This window comes from Rhodococcus sp. P4_C10 (genome assembly GCF_056402135.1).
Window position 1 is genome coordinate 26,175 of the sequence record NZ_JBFUHZ010000001.1, and the last position, 19,630, is coordinate 45,804.

At 69.9% G+C, this 19,630-nt stretch carries 16 protein-coding genes; 10 read left to right on the forward strand and 6 right to left on the reverse strand.

Going from position 1 to position 19,630, the window contains the following annotated elements; all coding sequences use genetic code 11:
* Nucleotides 1-163: 163 nt before the first annotated feature.
* Nucleotides 164-1,936 carry a cholesterol oxidase substrate-binding domain-containing protein gene (locus AC1DWC_RS00135; RefSeq protein WP_477905050.1) on the forward strand — a complete coding sequence of 591 codons (1,773 nt, stop codon included), beginning with the start codon at nucleotides 164-166 and terminating at the stop codon, nucleotides 1,934-1,936.
* A gap of 31 nt (nucleotides 1,937-1,967) precedes the next feature.
* On the opposite strand, the gene AC1DWC_RS00140 is transcribed toward AC1DWC_RS00135, so the two are convergent.
* Nucleotides 1,968-2,483: an Lrp/AsnC family transcriptional regulator gene (locus AC1DWC_RS00140; RefSeq protein ID WP_477905052.1), complete on the reverse strand. Its 516-nt coding sequence runs from the start codon at nucleotides 2,481-2,483 to the stop codon at nucleotides 1,968-1,970.
* Between the two features lie 124 nt (nucleotides 2,484-2,607).
* Between AC1DWC_RS00140 and ald the strand changes: the two genes are divergently transcribed.
* A complete protein-coding gene (gene ald, locus AC1DWC_RS00145) occupies nucleotides 2,608-3,711 on the forward strand; it encodes an alanine dehydrogenase (RefSeq protein WP_477905054.1) in 1,104 nt (367 codons plus the stop codon).
* Nucleotides 3,712-3,724: 13 nt separating this feature from the next.
* Here ald and AC1DWC_RS00150 read toward each other — a convergent pair whose 3' ends face one another.
* The gene (locus tag AC1DWC_RS00150) at nucleotides 3,725-5,287 is read right to left on the reverse strand and encodes an NAD(P)-binding domain-containing protein (RefSeq protein ID WP_477905057.1); all 1,563 of its coding nucleotides are present in this window, start codon (nucleotides 5,285-5,287) and stop codon (nucleotides 3,725-3,727) included.
* A 244-nt stretch (nucleotides 5,288-5,531) separates the two neighbouring features.
* Here AC1DWC_RS00150 and AC1DWC_RS00155 point away from each other — a divergent pair, with 244 nt between their 5' ends.
* The 3 genes from AC1DWC_RS00155 (at nucleotide 5,532) to AC1DWC_RS00165 (ending at nucleotide 8,653) form a co-directional block, all read left to right on the forward strand.
* Complete coding sequence (locus AC1DWC_RS00155; RefSeq protein WP_477905059.1) at nucleotides 5,532-6,332, forward strand: crotonase/enoyl-CoA hydratase family protein; 801 nt, start codon at nucleotides 5,532-5,534, stop codon at nucleotides 6,330-6,332.
* A 58-nt stretch (nucleotides 6,333-6,390) separates the two neighbouring features.
* Nucleotides 6,391-7,023 (forward strand): ribonuclease H family protein, encoded by a 633-nt coding sequence (locus AC1DWC_RS00160; protein WP_477905062.1) that lies wholly within the window; start codon nucleotides 6,391-6,393, stop codon nucleotides 7,021-7,023.
* 85 nt (nucleotides 7,024-7,108) lie between these two features.
* A complete protein-coding gene (locus tag AC1DWC_RS00165; RefSeq protein ID WP_477905065.1) occupies nucleotides 7,109-8,653 on the forward strand; it encodes an AMP-binding protein in 1,545 nt (514 codons plus the stop codon).
* 11 nt (nucleotides 8,654-8,664) lie between these two features.
* On the opposite strand, the gene AC1DWC_RS00170 is transcribed toward AC1DWC_RS00165, so the two are convergent.
* On the reverse strand, nucleotides 8,665-9,561 hold the full coding sequence (locus tag AC1DWC_RS00170; RefSeq protein WP_477905066.1) for an amidohydrolase family protein: 897 nt from the start codon (nucleotides 9,559-9,561) through the stop codon (nucleotides 8,665-8,667).
* Nucleotides 9,562-9,889: 328 nt separating this feature from the next.
* Nucleotides 9,890-13,351, reverse strand: a complete 3,462-nt coding sequence (locus AC1DWC_RS00175) for an indolepyruvate ferredoxin oxidoreductase family protein (protein WP_477905069.1) — start codon at nucleotides 13,349-13,351, stop codon at nucleotides 9,890-9,892.
* Nucleotides 13,352-13,515: 164 nt separating this feature from the next.
* On the opposite strand from AC1DWC_RS00175, the gene AC1DWC_RS00180 reads away from it, so the two are divergent.
* Nucleotides 13,516-14,031 carry an Lrp/AsnC family transcriptional regulator gene (locus AC1DWC_RS00180; RefSeq protein ID WP_477905414.1) on the forward strand — a complete coding sequence of 172 codons (516 nt, stop codon included), beginning with the start codon at nucleotides 13,516-13,518 and terminating at the stop codon, nucleotides 14,029-14,031.
* Here AC1DWC_RS00180 and AC1DWC_RS00185 read toward each other — a convergent pair.
* Complete coding sequence (locus AC1DWC_RS00185; protein WP_477905071.1) at nucleotides 14,010-14,804, reverse strand: helix-turn-helix transcriptional regulator; 795 nt, start codon at nucleotides 14,802-14,804, stop codon at nucleotides 14,010-14,012. The genes AC1DWC_RS00180 and AC1DWC_RS00185 overlap by 22 nt on opposite strands.
* 126 nt (nucleotides 14,805-14,930) lie before the next feature.
* On the opposite strand from AC1DWC_RS00185, the gene AC1DWC_RS00190 reads away from it, so the two are divergent.
* The 4 genes from AC1DWC_RS00190 to AC1DWC_RS00205 are packed head-to-tail and all read left to right on the forward strand — an operon-like array spanning nucleotide 14,931 to nucleotide 18,896.
* A complete protein-coding gene (locus AC1DWC_RS00190; protein ID WP_477905073.1) occupies nucleotides 14,931-16,097 on the forward strand; it encodes an LLM class flavin-dependent oxidoreductase in 1,167 nt (388 codons plus the stop codon).
* Entirely contained in the window at nucleotides 16,094-17,140 is a 1,047-nt protein-coding gene (locus AC1DWC_RS00195; protein WP_477905075.1) for an alcohol dehydrogenase catalytic domain-containing protein, read from the forward strand. The genes AC1DWC_RS00190 and AC1DWC_RS00195 overlap by 4 nt, the downstream gene beginning before the upstream one ends.
* A complete protein-coding gene (locus tag AC1DWC_RS00200) occupies nucleotides 17,133-17,909 on the forward strand; it encodes an SDR family NAD(P)-dependent oxidoreductase (protein ID WP_477905077.1) in 777 nt (258 codons plus the stop codon). Before AC1DWC_RS00195 ends, AC1DWC_RS00200 begins: the two co-directional genes overlap by 8 nt.
* A 60-nt stretch (nucleotides 17,910-17,969) precedes the next feature.
* Nucleotides 17,970-18,896, forward strand: a complete 927-nt coding sequence (locus tag AC1DWC_RS00205) for a DNA-3-methyladenine glycosylase family protein (protein WP_477905079.1) — start codon at nucleotides 17,970-17,972, stop codon at nucleotides 18,894-18,896.
* A gap of 40 nt (nucleotides 18,897-18,936) precedes the next feature.
* Here AC1DWC_RS00205 and AC1DWC_RS00210 read toward each other — a convergent pair whose 3' ends face one another.
* Nucleotides 18,937-19,566: a TetR family transcriptional regulator gene (locus AC1DWC_RS00210; protein ID WP_477905081.1), complete on the reverse strand. Its 630-nt coding sequence runs from the start codon at nucleotides 19,564-19,566 to the stop codon at nucleotides 18,937-18,939.
* Nucleotides 19,567-19,630: the final 64 nt, after the last annotated feature.

Sequence of the window (19,630 nt, forward strand, 5' to 3'; positions counted from 1 at the left end):
GTAGAACACGGGTGGAGGTGCCGCGAAACCGGAATCCGGTGGGGCGCGAGAAGGGAATTCGGCGGGAGTGGGCTGTTTACCGACATCGTGACGGGAACATGTTCTACCTTGTTGCCGTCGGGCACGGCGGATGCCGTCCACTCCTCAGAAGGGCAGGTTTTCGATGGGAACTCACGGCACCGACGCCGGGCGGGCCGGCGGCCGCGCGGGAGGCCTGTCCCGGCGCGGCTTCTTGGCGGCGGCGGCCGGCGCCACTGCCATCACCGCGCTGGCCTGGACGCCCGCCCGCGCACTGTCCTCGGACGACCCCGAGTCCACACTGCCGGTGCCGCCGGCGTTTCCCGACGGCATCCCGCTCGTCCAGCAGGGCTACGAGAACTGGGCTCGCGAGATCGTCTTCGACGAGGTGTGGACCGCCACGCCGCGCGACGCACAGGACGTGGTCCGGCTCGCGAACTGGGCGCACGCAAACGGATATCGACTGCGGCCCCGCGGCACCATGCACGGTTGGAGTCCGCTGACCCTGGTGGCCGGGCAGAACGTCGAACGCGTCGTGCTGGTGGACACCATGAGCCGGTTGAACTCGATCGAGGTGAATCCCGGGGGCAGTCCGGCGACGGTCACGGCGGGCGCGGGCGCCAGCCTCGGGGACATCCTCGGCCGGTTGCAGGACCACGGCCTCGGCTGGGCCAATTCCCCGGCCATCGGCGAGCTCTCGATCGCGGGCGTTCTCGCGATCAACGCACACGGCGCCACTCTGCCGGCAGACGGCGAAACCGTACTTCCCGGAGCGTCCTTCGGTTCACTGAGCAACCTGATCACCGCACTCACCGCGGTGGTGTGGGACGAAGGTTCGGGGCAGTACCGGCTCCGGGACTTCACCCGCGCGGACGCCGGGATCCGACCACTGCTCACCCACATCGGCAGGTCGTTCCTCACCTCGGTGACGCTGCAGGCCGGGCCGAACTACCGGCTGCGCTGCGAGTCGATCACGGACATTCCGTGGCGGGAGTTGTTCGCCCCCGCCGGCGCACACGGCCGCACCTTCGAGAGCTACATCGCGAAGTCAGGTCGGGTCGAGGCGATCTGGTTCCCCTTCACCGAGACTCCGTACCTCAAGGTGTGGACGCCCACCCCGACCAAGCCGCCGCAGTCACGCGAGGTCACCGGTCCCTACAACTACCCGTACGCAGACTCGATCCCGAAGCCGGTCACCGACCTGCTCGCTCAGATCCTCGGCGGTACCGGTGCGGCCACCCCGCTGTTCGGTCAGGCCCAACTGGGCGTCTTCCAGGCAGGACTGGCCGCCACCAACGGCGCGGACCTGTGGGGTTGGTCCAAGGACGTGATGTTCTACCTGCGTGCCACCACCGTGCGGATGAACGCCGGCGGCGGCGTGGTGATCACCCGCCGGGCGAACATCGCCCGGGTGATCAACGAGTTCACCAGCTGGCACCACGAGCGGCAGCGCCAGCTCCAGTCCGAGGGCAGGTACCCGGTCAACGGTCCGTTCGAGGTGCGCCTGTGCGGTCTCGACGACCAGGCCGATGTCATGGTGGAAAGTGCTGGCCCGCCGACCATCTCGGCCCTCCGTCCGAGGCCGGACCATCCGGAGTGGGACACCGCGATCTGGATGAACGTGGTCGGGGTCCCGGGCACGCCCGGTCAGGCCGCGTACTTCCGCGAGATGGAGCAGTTCATGCGGGCGAACTACCGCGGCGACTACGCCACCTTCCGGCCGGAGTGGGCCAAGGGGTGGGCGTTCACCGACGAGGCGGGGTTCGTGGACCAGCCGACGATCGAGTCGGTGATCCCGGCGACCTTCCGGGCCGGCGTCCCGGCCGGCGACAACTGGGACTCCGCGCGCGCGGCGTACAACGCCCACGATCCGCACCGGGTCTTCTCGAACCCGTTGCTGGACAAGCTTCTTCCGTGAGACTCAGTGGCCCGGCATCCGCGCCGGGCCACTACTTGCGCGCGCGGGGCCGGATGTGTTCGAAGACCAGCGTGGTCTCGGTCGCGGCGACGTCCGGCCGGGCCGAGAGGTGGTCGAGCACGAAGTCGCGCAACGCGGCGGTGTCCCGCATCGCCACGTGCAGCAGGTAGTCGTCGGCGCCGGCGATGAAGTAGACGTCGAGCACCTCCGGCGTGGCGGACATCCGCTCGGCGAACCGGGCCATGTGCGGGCGGGCGTCGGCGCGCAGCCGGACCGCGATCATCGCCTCGAGGTCGCGGCCGAGTGCCGCGGGGTCGACGTCCGCGTGGAACCCCCGGATCACACCCCGCTCGACGAGTGAGCGGACTCGGGCCAGGCAGGTGGACGGCGCGATCCCGGCCAACTCGGCGAGCGCGTTGTTGGGGGTGCGGGCGTCGCGGGTGAGCTGCGCGAGCAGCACGTGGTCCACCTCGTCGAGTCGGACCTGCCGAACATCATTCGGCCGCGGGCCACCAGAGGCACCCTTGGCCGAAGATTTCCGGTTCATACACCGATTCTAGAGAATTTCCAGCGGACTTCTAGGCATGGAACCAATGGAAATTCATACTTTGATCAGCGCCGATCGCGCTCGTCGAGATCAACCAGCCCCTCCCACCCCTGAAGGAGCCGTCATGAGGATCGCAGTCCCCCGCGAGGTCAAGAGCCACGAGTACCGGGTGGCCCTCACACCCGGGGGAGTTCACGAACTCGTCACCCGCGGGCACCAGGTGTTCGTCGAGGCCGGAGCCGGTGCCGGCTCGACCTTCGCCGACAAGGACTATTCCGACGCCGGCGCGCAGGTGCTCGACGACGTCGACGAGGTGTGGGCGGTGGGTGACCTGCTGCTGAAGGTGAAGGAGCCGGTGGCGCAGGAGTATTCGCGGCTGCGTGCGGACCAGGTGCTGTTCACCTACCTGCACCTGGCGGCGTCGAGGGAGTGCACCGACGCACTGCTCGCGGCGGGCACCACGGCGATCGCCTACGAGACCGTCCAGACCCCGGACGGCGCGTTGCCGCTGCTCGCCCCGATGAGCGAGGTCGCCGGTCGGCTCTCCGCGCAGGTGGGGGCCTACCACCTGATGAGCAGCGCAGGCGGTCGCGGGGTACTGATGGGCGGGGTCCCCGGGGTGAGCCCGGCGCAGGTGACCGTCCTCGGGGGCGGCGTCGCCGGTCAGAACGCGGCGGCCATCGCGGTCGGGATGCACGCCTCGGTCACCGTGCTCGACCTCAACCCCGCCCGGCTGCACGAGATCGACGATCGCTACCGCGGTCAGGTGCGGACGATCGTCTCGAACCAGTTCGAGGTCGAGCGTGCCGTGCTCGACTCGGACCTGGTGATCGGCGCCGTCCTGGTGCCGGGCGCGCGGGCGCCGCGTCTGGTGAGCAACGAGATGGTCTCCCGGATGCGGCCCGGCTCGGTCCTGGTCGACGTCGCGGTCGACCAGGGCGGCTGCTTCGAGGACACCCGGCCCACCACCCACGACGCGCCGACCTACCGGGTCCACGAGTCGGTGTTCTACTGCGTGGCGAACATGCCGGGGGCGGTGCCGCGTACCTCCACCCAGGCGTTGACCAACGCGACGATGCCGTACGTCGTCGCGCTGGCCGACCAGGGGTGGCGCCGCGCCACCGCCGCCGACCCGTCGCTGGCGGCGGGGCTGAGCACCCACGACGGCATCCTGGTCTCGGACGCGGTGGCGCAGGCGCACGGGTACCTGGCGCAGCCGGCCGCCTGACGCGCCTACCGGGTCACGCGCTCGCGGGGGAGGGGCGGTGCCCGGTGCGGGCCGTGCGGATGGCGGCGGCCGGCCGCGGAGTCGGCAGCTGCCGAACCGGCTTGCCCGTGACCGCCCGGGCGGCGGGCCGCGACAACGTGATCTGCTCGGCCGCCCTCGACGCGGTCGTCTGCGGACGCGTGGTCGCGGTGCGGGCCGGGTGCGGCGCCGCTGCGGGCGACGAGAATTCGTTCTGCAGGAACGACTCGGAGGAATCGTCGAGGATATTCATCCAGTCGTCGTGCAGCGGCGGAGAAATTGTTCCGGTGAGCGTCGAGGTGTAGCTCCTGTTCCGGTATCCCATGATGTCTTTTTTCTTGTCGAGCTTCCACTGCTTGAAAAGCTCGCCCTGTTTTTCCACCTGGAATTCCGGGTAATCCGTCGGCGTCACCAGGTCGCGAATGTACGCGGCCTGGAAATCGATTTCCTCCGTCGCGGTGCCCAGCGATTCCTCCCGGCCGCGCCAGTGCTCGATGTCCTGCTGCCGAGTTTCGCTGTCGGGTAGCTGGATTCGGCCGAGGACGACGTCTCGCGCGTACCAGGCCTGGGCGTCGAACATGTTGAAGGTGAAGTACTGGTCCTGCATGCCCAGGTACATGAGCCGGGGGTTCTCCTGGAAGAAGATGCCCTTGTAGATGTCCCGCGGGTACAGGCGGTTGTTGGTCCGCAGCGTCAGTTCGTCTGGAAGGAACGGAAAGTGGTGCTGGTACCCGGTGCACAGCACGATGGCGTCCACCTCGCGGGTGCTGCCGTCCTGGAAGTGGGCGACGTTGCCGTCCACGCCGGTGAGCAGCGGGACCTCCGACATGCCCGCCGGCCAGGCGTGACCGAGGGGGTTCGAGCGGTAGCTGAAGGTGACCTCGGCGGCGCCGTACTTGTAGCACTGCGTTCCGATGTCCTCGGCCGAATAGCTGCTGCCGACGAGGAGGAGTCGCTTGCCGGCGAACTCGCGCGCGTCCCGGAAGTCGTGGGCGTGCAGGACCCGGCCGGGGAACTGCTCGAGCCCGTCGAACTGCGGGACGTTCGGCGTCGAGAAGTGGCCCGTCGCGACGATGACGTGGTCGAACTCGCTCGATTCGAGGACGTCGCGGTCGTGGTCCATGACGGTGACGGTGAACTTCCGGGTCTGCTCGGAGTAGCTCACCCAGCGCACGGCCGTGTTGAACCGGATGTACTTGCGGACGTCGCTCTGCTCGACCCGGCCCATGATGTAGTCCTGCAGGACCGCGCGCGGCGGGTACGACGGGATCGGGCGCCCGAAATGCTCCTCGAAGGAGTAGTCGGCAAACTCGAGGCATTCCTTCGGGCCGTTCGACCAGAGGTAGCGGTACATGCTCGCGTGCACGGGCTCGCCGTTTTCGTCGAGTCCGGTGCGCCATGTGTAGTTCCACATGCCGCCCCAGTCGCGCTGCTTCTCGTAACACACGATGTCGGGTATGCGCCCCGGATCAGAATTTCGTGCAGACTCGAATGCCCTCAGCTGTGCGAGGCCACTCGGACCGGCTCCCAAAATTGCGATCCTTGGCGTCAATTCCATCTCCCTGTTTCGTTGATCCGTTCTTCCTGCCTAGCATGAACCGCGGCGATTGGGCCAATTCGGTGATTGTGTGTCCTCGTCATTGTTCGGCGGTGGGGGAGTTGCCGAAATGCGCCCCACCAGGGCGGACAGCGTACAAACGCGACCACCCGGACGGATGGGCGAAATGTCCCGATTGTCACCGTGCTGGGGCGCGCGTCGACCGGTACCGGCATACCCTGGCCTGCGACCGGAAGGAGGGGCGATGACCGAGGCCCTGACAGTGCAGCGGGACGGCGACGTCCTCACATGGACGTTGAATCGTCCGGAGACCCGCAACGTGATCTCCGAACCCGACATGGTGGTGGCGATCGAGGCCGCCGTCGACGGGGTGAACGCCGACCGCACCGCCCGGGTGGTGGTACTCACCGCGGCCGGACCGGCCTTCTCGTCCGGCGGCAACGTCAAGCACATGCGCGATCGCGAGGGCATGTTCGCGGGCAGCCCCGCCGAGCTGCGCACCGGCTACCGGTACGGGATCCAGCGGATCCCGAAGGCGTTGTTCCACTGCGAGGTTCCGGTGATCGCCGCGGTCAACGGTCCCGCGGTCGGCGCCGGCTGCGACCTGGCGCTGATGTGCGACATGCGCATCGCGTCGACGGCCGCGTCGTTCGCCGAGAGCTTCGTCAAGCTCGGCATCGTGCCCGGCGACGGCGGCGCCTGGTTCCTGCCGCGGGCGGTGGGGGCGGCGCGGGCCGCGGAGATGGCCTTCACCGGCGACGCCGTAGACGCCGCGACGGCACTCGAGTGGGGGCTGGTGTCCCGGGTCGTGGAGCCGGAGCAGCTGCTGCCGGCCGCTCACGAACTGGCCCGGCGGGTGGCGGCGAACCCGCCGCAGGCGCTGCGGATGACCAAGAAGCTGCTCCGCGAGGGACAGCACCAGAGTCTGGAGAGCCTGCTGGAGTTGTCGGCGTCGATGCAGGCCCTCGCGCACCACACCCGGGACCACCAGGAGGCGGTCGCGGCGATGCTCGAGCGTCGGACGCCGGAGTTCACCGGGGAGTGAGAGTGATCGCCACCTCAGGTGAGGTGTTTGTCGGTGGATCGTCGTATGGTGTCTCACCGTGATCATCGTCAGTACGGACGGCTCCTGCCTGCGCAATCCCGGTGGTGCAATCGGCTGGGCGTGGGTCAATCACATGGGCCCCAGCCGCGCAGGTGGAGAGCCCTCGGGGACCAACCAGATCGCCGAGCTGCGGGCCGTGCTCGAGGCCATCCGGGCGCATCCCGGCGACGAGCCGATGCTGATCGAGTCCGACTCCCAGTACGCCATCAAGTGCGCCTCGGAGTGGGTGACCGGTTGGAAGCGGAAGGGCTGGCGGACCTCGTCCGGCGAGCCGGTCAAGAACATCGACCTGGTTCGCGACATCGACGACGCGATCACCGACCGGACCGGCCCCGTCCGGTTCCGCTGGGTCCGCGGGCACGTCGGCAACCACTACAACGAGGAGGCCGACCGGCTGGCCGGTGAGGCCGCCCGCGCGGTCAAGGCCGCGCCGCCCGCGAAGGTCCCGGCGTCGGACCCGGTGCCGGCCGCGCCCGACTCCGTCACCGCAACCGGGGCGTCGACGCCGGCCAAGACCGTCACGCGCACCCGGGCAGTGCCGGCGCGTGCGAAGGCGGGCTCCGCGCCGGTTCCCGCGGAGCCGATGCTGTTCGACATCCCGGCGGCGGGCGACGCGCTCACCCTGTTCTGAGCCGACTCGCCCGTCGATCGGCGGACTGCGGGCGGCTCCTGGGGTAGACATGGCGAAACGCCGGTCACCCGAGGAGGAGTCGCACGTGTTTCCTGGGAACTTCGTAGCCGCCACACCCGACAAGCCCGCGATCATCCGCCCCGCCACCGGCGAGCAGCTCACCTACCGCGAGCTCGACGAACGCTCGACGAGGCTGGCCCGGTACCTGCGCTCGGCGGGGCTGCGGCCCGGCGACCACCTCGCCCTCGTGTCGAGCAACGACGTGCGGGCGCTGGAGGTGTACTGGGCGGCGTTGCGTTCCGGGCTGTACATCACGGTGGTCAACTGGCACCTGACCGCGGCGGAGGCCGCCTACGTGGTGAACGACTGCGGAGCCCGGGCGCTGATCGTGTCGGCGGACGCCGCGGCGGCCACGGCCGCTGTCCCCGAGGCATTTCCGCTTGTCGGCCACCGCCTCGCCTACGGCGGCCCGGTGGCCGGTTTCGAGGACTACGAGCGGGCCTTGGCAGGCGTCGACGCCGGACCGCTCGACGACCAGCCCCGCGGCCAGGACATGCTGTACTCGTCGGGCACCACCGGCCGGCCCAAGGGGATCAAGCCGAGGCTCCCCGAGGGGCAGGTGGGTGAGACCATGGACCCGTACACCGCAGTCTTCGCGCCGATGTACGGATTTGACACTGACACCGTCTACCTGTGCCCCGCACCTCTCTATCACGCTGCGCCACTGCGCTTCTGCGGGACAATCAACTCTGTCGGTGGCACCGTCGTGCTGATGGACCGGTTTGACGCCGAGCAGGCGCTCGAGCTGATCCAGCGGTACCGCGTCACCCACAGCCAGTGGGTGCCGACGATGTTTGTCCGGATGCTCAAGCTGCCCAAGGAGATCCGCCTGTCCTACGACGTGTCGAGCCTGCGGGTCGCGGTCCATGCCGCGGCGCCGTGTCAGCCCGAGGTCAAGCGCGCCATGATCGAGTGGTGGGGACCGGTAGTCAACGAGTACTACGCCTCCACCGAGGGCTCCGGCGTCACCTTCATCGGCAGCGAGGACGCGCTGGCGCACCCGGGATCGGTTGGGCGTGACGGCGTCGTGGGCATCGTCCACATCTGCGACGGCGACGGTGCCGAGCTCCCCGCGGGCGAGATCGGCACGGTGTGGTGGGAGCGAGACGAGCGGCCCTTCGAGTACCACAACGACCCGGCGAAGACCGACGACGCGACCCACCCCGACCATCCGACGTGGACCACGAGCGGCGACATCGGCTACCTCGACAGCGACCGGTTCCTCTACCTCACCGACCGCGCCGCCTTCACGATCATCTCCGGTGGCGTCAACATCTACCCGCAGGAGTCGGAGAACGTCCTGACCCTGCACCCCAAGGTGTACGACGTCGCGGTGATCGGGGTGCCGAACGACGAGATGGGGGAGGAGGTCCTGGCGGTGGTCTCGCTCGAGCCGGGCATCGAACCCAGCGCGGAACTCGAACGCGAACTGCTGGACTACGTCCGCGCCCGCATCTCCCACTTCAAGGCCCCGCGACGAATCGATTTCAGTGACGACCTCCCACGCACCCCGACCGGCAAGCTGGTCAAGCACCGGTTGCGGGCGCGGTACCTACCCGCGGCCGGGTAGCGGACGCGGGGTCAGAGCCCGAACAGCGCGGCGGCGTTGTCGTGGCAGACCGCGCGCACCCAGTCGTCACCCAGCCCGAGTCGGTCCACCGCCTCGAGCGCGTGCACGTACGGGTACGGGATGTTCGGGAAGTCGCTGCCGAACAGGATCCGGTCGCCGTGCTCGCGCAGCCTGGCCAGGTCCGGAGCGGACAGCGGAGCGGCGTCGTTGATGAAGTCGGTGAACGCCATCGTGGTGTCCAGCTGCACCCGCTCGTAGCGTTCGGCGAGGTCGAGGAACGCCGAGTACTCGGGCATGCCCATGTGCGCGATGACCAGGCGCAGCCGCGGGAACCGGGTGAGCAGGGCGTCGATCGGCTCCGGCCCGGTGAAGCGTCCGGGCGCGGGGCCGGAGCCACAGTGGATGACGATCGGGGTGCCGGCGTCCTCGAGCAGCCCCCACACCCCGTCCAGCAGCGGGTCGTTCGGCTGGTAGTCGCCCACCTGGATGTGCGACTTGAAGACCCTGGTTCCGGCGTCGAGCGCGGCGGCGACGTACTCCGCCGCGCCGGGCTCCGGGTAGAAGGTGGAGGTGTGCAGGCAGTCCGGGTTGCGGGCCGCGAACTCCACCGCCCACTGGTTCAGCCAGGCCGCCATGTCCGGCTTGTGCGGGTAGATCATCGAGGTGAAGGCCCGGACCCCGTACGAGCGCAGCCGGTCCAGCCGGGCGTCCTCCTCGAGCCGGTACTGGATGGGCCACTCCATACCGGTGAGCGGGCCGGCCGAGTCGAAGTACGCCCACACCTTGTCCATCACGGACTTCGGCATGAAATGCGTGTGCACGTCGATGATCCCGGGCAGTCCGTGGTCCCGCAGGAACGAGGTCACCGCGTCCACATCGGCCTGGCGGCCGTCCACATCTCCACTCATCCACCCACCATTTCATGTCCCCCCTGGCCGTCGGCAGCGCGGTCGACAGACAAGGTGGTCGTGATTACCGTGGCTGAGGTTGCACACACTGCACGCCCCTTTACGAAAGGCCCCGATGATCACCAATCTCGTCAACCTCGTCCTCGGCACCGTCGGCGGCAGCTCCGCAGGGAGCAGCGGCTACACCGTCCAGCCGGGAACCCTGCCCTTCGGCAGCTGACCGCACGAGGGCTCACGCACAGACGCCGAACGGGCGGTTACCGGGACAACGGCCGAGAGGCCTCCTCGGTAACCGCCCGTTCGTCGTCCGACGGGGGCCGCCCGGCAATCAGGGCAGGTCGATGCCGAACTCGACCAACTTCTCCCGGTACACCTCGACATTGCCGAGCTTGACGTCCTCGTAGCCGCGGACCACGTCGGGCAGGGCCGCGATCGTGGCGGCGCGGGCATAGCCGTCCCTGTCCAACCCGGCCGCCAGGCCCAGCACGGTCGCGCTGTAGTGCGCCAACAGTTCCCGCTCCACCCGTCGCACATGGGCGTAGCCGAACGGGTCCAGCCGGGTCCCGCGCAGTACCTTGCCCTTGGCCAGGAGCTTCAGCGCGACATGCGACTTCGGTCCTAGGCCGATCTTCTTCTTCCGGCCCAGCGCCCGCAGCACCGGCGGGTGCAGCTTGTAAGTCAGGTTCTCGCCCCCCGGCACCTGGGAGGCGACATCGGCGAGGAAGTCCGGGTCCACCAGCATCCGGGCCACCTCGTACTCGTCCTTGTACGCGGTGAACTTGAACAGCCCCCGGGCCACCGACTCGGAGAAGTCGGTCTGCTCGGTCACCGCGCGTTCGGCGGCCCACACCGACTGCACCGTATCGACGTAACGCCGGGCCACCGCGACGTTCTGGAACTCGACCAGCTGAGCGGCCCGCAGCTCGACGAGCCGGCGGACCTCGCCGTCGAAGGTCGTGTCGGCGAACAGTTCCGCCGGGGCCGCAGTCGCGGCGCGCGTGCCGCGGGCCGGCCGGGCGGCCGCGGCGAAGGCGTCGGGGTCGGCGATGGCGACCCGGCCCCACCGGAACGCCGCGACGTTGGCATCGACCGCCACGCCGTTGATGCCGATGGCCTCCTCGATCGCGGCCGCGGGCAGCCGCAGCCCACCCGCCTGGAAGGCGGCGCCGATCAGCAGGAAGTTCGCCGCCGCGGTGTTGCCGAACAGTTCCTGGGCGGCGGCGAGGCCGTCGAAGGACCGCAGCGTCTTCGACACCGAGTCGAGCCGGGAGAGCAGCAGCGGCTCGTCCGGGTAGCGGACCGACTTGTCGTAGACCATGTCGCCGGTCGGCGACTGGCTGGTCGAGGCGATCGACACGGTGGCGGCGCGGTCGCCGTAGCCGAGGTTCTTGTTGTCCGTGGCGGTGAGCAGGTCGAACGCGACGATGCAGTCGGCGCTGCCGGGGGTGAGCCGGTTGGCCGGCTCGAGCTCGCCGGCGCAGAAACGCAGGTGGGAGACCACCGGGCCGGCCTTCTGGCTCATGCCGATCTGGTCGAGGCTCTCGACCTGCAGGCCGGCGCACAGCGCGGCCGTCGCCAGCACCTGGTTGACGGTGACGATGCCGGTGCCGCCGATCCCCGCCAGGAAGACGTTCTGGGTGTGGGTCAGCGGGCCGTGCTCGGGGTCGAGGCAGGAGGGCGGGACCGGCGTCGCGACGCGGGCGGCCTTCTTCTTGCCGGGCACCAGCTCGACCGTGACGAAGGAGGGGCAGTCCCCGTCCAGGCAGCTGTAGTCGGTGTTGCAGGAGGTCTGCTCGATACGGGTCTTGCGCCCGAACTCGGTGTCCACCGGTTGCACCGACAGGCAGTTCGACTTGACGCCGCAGTCGCCGCAGCCCTCGCAGACCGCCTCGTTGATCACCACGCGCGTGTTGCGGGTCGGCAGGGTGCCGCGCTTGCGCTGGCGCCGGGCGTCGGCCGCGCAGTGCTGGTCGTAGATCAGCACGGTGACGCCCTCGACCTCACGCAGCAGTTTCTGCGCCTCGTCGAGCCGGTCGCGGTGCCAGAGCGTGGTGCCCTTGGCGAGCGCGCGCTTGTTGTGCCGCTTGGGTTCGTCCGCGCAGATGATGATCTTCTTGACGCCCTCGGTGGTGAGCTTGTGCGTGAGCTGGGCGACCGTGAGCGCGCCCTCGGCGTCCTGCGCACCGGTCATCGCGACGACGTCGTTGTAGAGGAGCTTGTAGGTGATGTTCACCCCGGCGGCGACGCAGGCCTGCACCGCGAGCTGGCCGGAGTGGAAGAAGGTGCCGTCGCCGACGTTCTGGAACATGTGCGGCACGTCGGTGAACGGTGCCTGGCCGATCCACTGGCTGCCCTCGCCGCCCATCTGGGTCAGGCCGGTCACCGCGCTGTCCGCGCGGCCGGACATGGTGACCAGCGTGTGGCAGCCGATGCCGCCGCCGCCGATCGAGCCCTCGGGGATGGCGGTGGACCGGTTGTGCGGGCAGCCGCTGCAGAAGTAGGGGGTTCGCTTGGTGGTGAGCACCTCGAGCGAGAGTTGCGGCGGCAGAGACCTCTTCAGCTCCACGCGGTCGCGCAACACCCGGCGGAGCGGGCCGAGCAGCCGGCCGGCGGTGAGCTCGCCGTCGACGGGCATCAGCGGCCGGCCCGCGGCGTCGCGCTTGCCGAGGATCTGCGGGGTGTGCTCGGTGCCGTAGAGGATCTCGCGGATCTGGGTCTCGATGAAGGCGGTCTTGTCCTCGACCACGATCAGCTGGTCGAGGCCGGCCGCGAACTCCGTGACCCTCCGGGCGCCGAGGGGGGTCGGCATGCCGATGCGAAGCAGGCGGATGCCGGCGCGGTGCAGGGCGGCCTCGTCCACGCCGAGGACGAGCAGGGCCTGGCGCAGCGAGTCGTATGTGGTTCCGGTGGCGGCGAGGCCGATCCGGGCGCCGGACGGGTCGACCTCGATCACGTCGAGATCGTTCGCGGCGCCGTAGGCGTGCACGACGGCCAGGCGTGGGCCGTACAGGTCGGCCTCAGCGATCACGCTGTCCGTAGGGACGGCCATCGGTCGCTGCTGGTACACGAACGGCTTTCCCTCCCATTCGATCTGGGGGACGGTGATGTCCAGCTGCGATACGTTTCCGTCGACCGTCCAGGCTCCGTCGGCGACGTCCGCGACGACCTTCAGTGCGACCAGACAGCCGGAGGCGCGGGAGAGCGCCACGCCGTGCATGCCCATGGTGATCATCTCTTCGGCGTTGCGCGGGAACAGGACCGGGATGCCGAGGGCGGCCAGCGACCGTTCGCTGACGGCGGGCACGGTCGAGGACTTGGAGGCGGGGTCGTCGCCGACCAGCAGCAGCACACCACCGTTGGGGTTGACCCCGTACATGTTCGCGTGTCGCAGCGCGTCGGTGGCCCGGTCGACGCCGGGGCCCTTGCCGTACCAGACGCCGATCACGCCGTCGTGCGTCGCGGTGCCGGCCGGAAGCGTCGCCTGGCTGCCCCAGACCGCGGTCGCGGCGAGCTCCTCGTTGAAGCCGGGGACGAAGGTGATGTCGTGCTCGGCCAGCACCTGCGGCATGCCGTGCAGCATCTTGTCGACACCGCCGAGGGGGCTGCCCTGGTAACCGGAGACGAAGGTGGCGACGCGGCGGCCGGCGCGGATGTCGTGGACGTGCTGCTCGACGAGCTGACGGGCGATGGCCTGCACGCCGGTCAACAGGACCGGGCCGGCGCCCGAGCGGTAGCGGTCGCCGAGGTCGTAGGGCTGCGCCTGGTCTTCGCGTTCCACCAGTTCGGTCATGGTCTGCCACCGTTCCTGCGCGGCGCTTTTGTGAAGCTGTGCGCAATCTTTAGAGCAAGGGGTGCAGCAATAGTTCGCTCGGGTGGCGTAGCCGTCAACAACTGGCCAACGAGCTAGGCGCTACGATCAGTTGTGACGCACGACACACGAGGGAGGTCACCATGGTGATCAGCATCGACCGGCTCGACGCCTCGCTGCTGGAACTGCTCACCGAGGACCCGCGGGCCCAGATCATGGACCTGGCGTCCCGGCTGGGCGTCGCGCGCAACACCGTCCAGTCGCGGATGCGCCGGCTGGAGGAGAGCGGCGTGGTCACCGGGTACCGGCCCGAGGTGGACCTGTCCGCGCTGGGGCTCTCGGTGCAGGCATTCGTGGGCGCCGAGACTGAGCAGGGCCGGATCCAGGCCGTCGTCGAGGCGCTCCGTGGCGTGCCCGAGGTGCTCGAGGTGCATACCACCACCGGACGGGAGGACCTGCTGATCCGGATCGCGGCGCCCTCGCACGAGGACCTGCTGCACGTGCTCGAGCGGATTCTCGGGCTCCGCGGGGTCGCGCACACCACCACCACACTGGCCCTGACGACACCGGTCAAGTACCGCACCCAGCCGTTGGTCGACCATCTCACCCGCGAGGCGGGGCACGGTCGGTCGGCGGCGGCCTACCGCGCCGAGGACGGCTGAGCCGCGTACCCGAGTTCGCGTTGGACGGCCAGGGCCAGCTCGGTGCGTGAGCCGTGACCGGTGGCCGCGAGGATCCTGCTGACGTACTTCTTTACGGTGTCCTCGGTGAGCGAGAGCAGCGACCCGATGGCGGCATTGCCCAGCCCGTCCGCGACCAGGCGGGCCACCTCGCGCTGGCGGCGGGGCAGGACGGCGAGCACCGGGTCCGGTGCGACGGTGGTGGCCAGCCCCCGGGTCAGCACCGAGAGCTGCCGGCTGAGCAGCCGCAGGGCAGCCAGATCCCTTGGGCCGATGGCGTGTTCGTCGGTGTCGAACAGCCCGATGAGGGCATGCCCGCCGCCGGGCATCTCCAGGTGCAGGGCGCTCGCCGAGCGCATGTTCTGGGGGTGCAGGTAGTCGCGGACGTAGCGCACCGCCTCGTCGGGCAGCTGGTGCAGCTCCCGCAGCGAGGCGACGCCGGTGTCCTCGAGCGCGCGGCGGGCCTGCGGGGTCGAGAAGATGTCCTGACCGACCCACTGCTCGTGGTAGACGGCCCGCACGTGCTCCCAGGTGTCCACCTGGGTGGCCGCGGCGCGGGAGTCGGTGAACTGCGAGGCGAAGGTCTGCCCCACGAAACACGTCGCATGTTTCACGGGGAACGTCGACGTCATCGCGTCCACGATGCGTTCGCGGAACTGGTCCACGGTGCGGGTCGACTCGCAGGCCCCGAGAACACGGAAGACGCGTTCGTAGTCGTCGGTCGTCAGTGCGCCGCCGGCCGCGTTGTCAGCCACCGTGTCCGTCCCCCCGATCAGGCCTTGTGCTCGTAACTGTCCACCAAAGTGGACTTGTCCGTCGATCAGAACGAAATCTAGCGTCAGGCGAGTCGACATTCGGCGGAACCGAGCAAGGGAATCACGATGAGCAGACTTCGTTTCGGGGCATTCCTCGCGCCGCACCACGTGATCGGGCAGAACCCGACCGCCGCCCTGCAGCGGGACCTGGAACTGGTGGAGCATCTCGACCGCCTCGACTTCGACGAGGTGTGGATCGGCGAGCACCACTCGGCGGGCAGCGAGATCATCGCGTCGCCGGAGATCTTCATCGCGGCGGCGGCCGAGCGGACCAAGCGGATCAAGCTGGGTACCGGCGTCACCTCCCTGAGCTATCACAACCCGTTGTGGGTGGCGGACCGCATGGTGCTGCTGGACCACCTGACCCGCGGCCGGGTGATGCTCGGCGTCGGGCCCGGCTCCCTGCCGACCGACTCGTCGATGATCGGCCTCGACCCCACCGAGTGCCGGGAACTGCTCGAGGAGCACCTGGACATCGTGGTCCGCCTGCTGAACGGCGAGAGCGTCACCGCGACGACCAGGACCCACACGCTCGTCGACGCCCAGCTCCAGCTGCGGCCGTACTCGCACCCGATGTTCGACATCGTGGTGGCCGGGGTGGCCTCGCCCACCGGGCCGCGGCTGGCCGGCAAGCACGGACTCGGGCTGCTGTCGATCGGTGCCACGATGAGCCCCGACGGGTACGACGCGCTCGGCAAGCACTTCGGCATCATGGAGGAACGGGCGGCGGCGTTCGGCACCGAGGTCAATCGCGACCAGTGGCGTCTGGTCTGCCCGATGCACATCGCGGAGACCCTCGAGCAGGCACGGGAGGACGTCCGCTACGGGCTCGGCGCGTGGGTCGAATACTTCGGCAAGACAGCGGCTTTCCCACATTTCGGGTCCGGCGGTGCGAGCATGGACATGATGATCGAGTACATGAACGACTCCGGCATGGGCATCATCGGCACCGTGGACCAGGCTCGGGAACTGATCGGCCGACTGCAGGAGCAGACCGGCGGCTTCGGCTCGATGCTGATGATGGCGACCGACTGGGCGAACCCCGCGGCCACCCGACGGTCGTTCGAACTGATCGCGAACGAGGTCGCCCCGCACTTCCAGGGGCAGTCCCAGCCGCTGTACGACGCCGCCGCGCGCGCCGGGCAGAGCCACGAGCGGCACAGCAAGGCGCAGCTCGACGCCATCGAGCACATGGCGAAGAAGTACGAGGCCGAAGTGGCGGCCACGTCATGAGGGCCGCGGTGCTGCACGGGATCGGGGACCTGCGAGTCGAGGACATCCCGGAGCCGGCCGTGCCGGACGGGTACGTGCTGATCCGGGTGGCGTACAACGGGATCTGCGGATCAGACCTCGGCGTCATCCACTCCTTCGGTGTCTCCGAGGTGGCGCACCCGCTCACCGGGGCGCACGGGCCGCAGGTGCTCGGGCACGAGTTCTCCGGCGTGGTCGCCGAGGTCGGTGCCGACGTCGACGGCATCGTGGTGGGCAATCGGGTTGTGGTGCAGCCGAATTACCACTGCGGTCGCTGTGCGCGGTGCCGGGACGGGCTCGAGCACCTGTGCGAGGTCGTCGCCTTCCACGGGCTGAGTGCGCCCGGCGGCGGACTCTCCGAGTTCACCGCGGTGCCCGCCGCCAACGTGCACGTGCTGCCCGACGGGGTGAGCCTCGAACAGGCGGCGCTGGTGGAGCCGTTGGCCGTCACCCACCACGCGGTCACTCTGGCGCAGGCGAGGCCGGGTCAGTTCGCGCTGGTGATCGGCGGCGGACCGATCGGGATCGGCACGGCGCTCAACCTGCGCGCGAGCGGGGTGGAGCGCATCCTGGTCTCGGAGGCCTCCGCGCCGCGCCGGGCGATCGTCGAGGGTCTGGGACTGACTGTGGTGGACCCGCTTTCGGCGGACGTGCGGACCGCGGTGCACGAGCGTACGGACGGACTCGGTGCCGACATGGTGTTCGAGTGTGCGGGCGTCGCCGTCGCCGTCGAGACCGCCCTGGCGTCCGTCCGGGCGCGGGGGACGGTGGTGCTGCTGGCAACCTACAAGGAGCAGGTCCCGCTCAACACATACGCGCTGATGTTCTCCGAGGCGCGGGTGATGTCGTCGCTGGCCTACAACCGGGACGAGGTCGCGACGGTGATCGAACGGATGGCGGCGGGCTCGTACCCGCTCGACGGATGGGTCGAGCGGGTGCCGCTGGAGATGGTGCTCGAGGGCGTGGCGGATGCCGCGGCCGGGCGACGGATGAAGGTACTCGTGGAGGTGTGCGGAGATGAGTGAGAATCGATTTGCCGGCAAGACGGCGGTGGTCACCGGGGCGGCATCCGGGATCGGCGCCGCCATCGCGGCCCGGCTCGTGGCGGAGGGTGCCAACGTCGTCGGCATCGATCTCGCGGCGGACAGGCTGGGGGAGCTCGCGAACTCGCTCGGGTCCGCGTTCGTCGCCGCGGTCGCCGACGTGACCGACGAGGCGGCGGTGGCCGAGGCGGTCGGGACGGCGGTCGAGCGCTTCGGTGGTCTCGACCTCGGGTTCAACGTGGCCGGCGCCGCGCGCGGCGGCCCGATCGTCGACCTGGCCGAGGAGGACTGGGACTTCACCGTCGACCTGGTGCAGAAGGGCGTGTTCCTGTGCACCAAGCACGAGGCCCGGCACATGAGGGAGCGCGGCGGCGCCATCGTCAACGTGTCGTCCCTGAACGCGCACGTCCCGATGTTCGGTGGCAGCCCGTACGTGACGGGCAAGGCGGGTGTGGAGGCGTTCTCCAAGAACGCGGCGCTGGAGCTGGCGCGGCACGGCATCCGGGTCAACACGGTGCTGCCGGGGCTGGTGGACACCCCGCTGGTGGCAGGTGTGATGGGCTACGAGCCCCTGCGTGAGCAGTTCCTCGCGATGATCCCGCTGGGCAAGGCGGCGACTCCGGAACAGGTCGCGGGGCCGTGCCTGTACCTGGCCAGCGACGACGCCGAGTACGTGACGGGTACGTCGCTGATGGTGGACGGCGGCTGGGAGCTGTCGGGATACCCGGATCTCAGCATCTTCGCCGGCTGAGGGCGTAGGAGGGCCCAGCCGCGCGACGGCCGATGTCGTCGCGCGGCCTAGGGTGGGGCCATGACCGTCTCCGCTGCCCCCGTGGAGACCACGCACCGCAGCCCTCGCCCGCTGCTGCTGGCCGAGACGCTCGACCAGCTCGGCCGTGGCCGCGGCGACCCGTGCCACCGTGCCACTCCCGACGGCGCGATCTGGCGCACGTCGCTCATGCCCACCGGACCCGTCACCTACCGGCTGGTGCAGACCGACCGGCACACCGCCGCGTGCCGCGCGTGGGGCGAGGGTGCGGCGGAGTTCGTGACCACGCTGCCGGACCTGCTCGGCGAACGCGACGACGCCATCGGGTTCGCGCCCGAGCACCCCAAGCTGGCCGACGCCCACCGGCGCTTCCCGGGCCTCCGGATCCCGCGGACCGGCCGTGTGTTCGAGGCCCTGGTGCCCGCGATCCTCGAACAGAAGGTGCACGGCATCGCGGCGAGGGCGTCGTGGCGCCGGCTGGTCACCGCGTACGGCGAACCCGCGCCGGGTCCTGCCCCCGAGGGAATGCGGGTCCCGCCGTCCGCGCGGGTGTGGCGCGGCGTCCCGTCCTGGGAGTTCCACCGGTCGGGTGTCGATCCGCGGCGGGCGCGCACCGTCGTCACCGCCGCCGCGGTCGCCGACCGGCTCGAGGAGGCCGTGGGGATGGAGCCGGCGGCCGCGTTGCGCCGGCTGCGCGCGGTGAACGGGGTGGGGGAGTGGACCGCGGCCGAGGTGGCGCAGCGCGCGCTGGGCGACGCCGACGCGTTGTCGGTGGGCGACTTCCACCTCGCCGCGATGGTCGGGTGGTCGCTGCTGGGCCGGCCACTGGACGACCCCGGGATGGTCGAGTACCTGGAATCTGTCCGGCCGCACCGCTATCGGGCCGTGCGGTTGCTGTCGGTCGGCGGCTACGCGGTCAAGCCGAAGTTCGGGCCGCGCACCGCCGTCACGGACCACCGCCGGCACTGACGGGTCGGCGCGGCGGTCTTGGCGCGGGCGCCGGTCGGGGTCAGGGCGCCTCGAGCAGTGCCAACGCCAGCCGCACCAGTTCGGGTTCGAGTTCGTCGAGCGCCGTGGCGTCGGGCTCGCGTTCCCACGCGGCCAGCGATCCGATGACGAAACGGGCCATCAGCGCCACCCGTCTGGTCCGGCCGTCCTCGGGCAGGTGGGTCAGGGCATCGGCCATGTCGGTGAACAGGTTGTGCACCATCGCGACCGCGCCCCCCTGGGGTTGGCGTGCCAACGCGGCGTCGTCGAGTGCGAAGATGTCGAGCCGGATCGTCGCCATCCACTGCTCGTTGAAGCGGGCCCAGTAGCTCGGCTGCTGCCGACGCAGCTCCGTGACCAGCGGGCCGATGTAGGCCTCGACCATGACGGGCAGGTCGTACTCACCGCGGTCGTGTGCGGCGGCGAGGAACACCGCACGGTCGACGGTCACCCGCTCGGTGTGCAGCCGCCACACCGCCTCGAGCAGGCCGTCCCAGGACCCGAAGTGGTAGCTGATCGCGGAGTTGTTCTTGTGGCCGGCGGCCCGCACGACCGCACTGGCGGGCACGCCGTGCACGCCGCGTTCGGCGACGAGGCGTTCGGCGGCCTGTACGAGACTGAGACGAGCGGTTGACAGTGTGCTCTGCGTCACGGTAGTAAGAGGCCCTTCTTAACTTTCTGCCGAGGCCGCCGCCCCGGCTCACCACCCGAGAGGC

Bases quoted from the DNA above. Each gene is read 5' to 3' on its own strand.
- AC1DWC_RS00135 (WP_477905050.1), top strand. From the start codon at position 164: ATGGGAACTCACGGCACCGACGCCGGGCGGGCCGGCGGCCGCGCGGGA.
- AC1DWC_RS00140 (WP_477905052.1), bottom strand. From the start codon at position 2,483: ATGAACCGGAAATCTTCGGCCAAGGGTGCCTCTGGTGGCCCGCGGCCG.
- ald (WP_477905054.1), top strand. From the start codon at position 2,608: ATGAGGATCGCAGTCCCCCGCGAGGTCAAGAGCCACGAGTACCGGGTG.
- AC1DWC_RS00150 (WP_477905057.1), bottom strand. From the start codon at position 5,287: ATGGAATTGACGCCAAGGATCGCAATTTTGGGAGCCGGTCCGAGTGGC.
- AC1DWC_RS00155 (WP_477905059.1), top strand. From the start codon at position 5,532: ATGACCGAGGCCCTGACAGTGCAGCGGGACGGCGACGTCCTCACATGG.
- AC1DWC_RS00170 (WP_477905066.1), bottom strand. From the start codon at position 9,561: ATGAGTGGAGATGTGGACGGCCGCCAGGCCGATGTGGACGCGGTGACC.
- AC1DWC_RS00175 (WP_477905069.1), bottom strand. From the start codon at position 13,351: ATGACCGAACTGGTGGAACGCGAAGACCAGGCGCAGCCCTACGACCTC.
- AC1DWC_RS00190 (WP_477905073.1), top strand. From the start codon at position 14,931: ATGAGCAGACTTCGTTTCGGGGCATTCCTCGCGCCGCACCACGTGATC.
- AC1DWC_RS00195 (WP_477905075.1), top strand. From the start codon at position 16,094: ATGAGGGCCGCGGTGCTGCACGGGATCGGGGACCTGCGAGTCGAGGAC.
- AC1DWC_RS00200 (WP_477905077.1), top strand. From the start codon at position 17,133: ATGAGTGAGAATCGATTTGCCGGCAAGACGGCGGTGGTCACCGGGGCG.
- AC1DWC_RS00205 (WP_477905079.1), top strand. From the start codon at position 17,970: ATGACCGTCTCCGCTGCCCCCGTGGAGACCACGCACCGCAGCCCTCGC.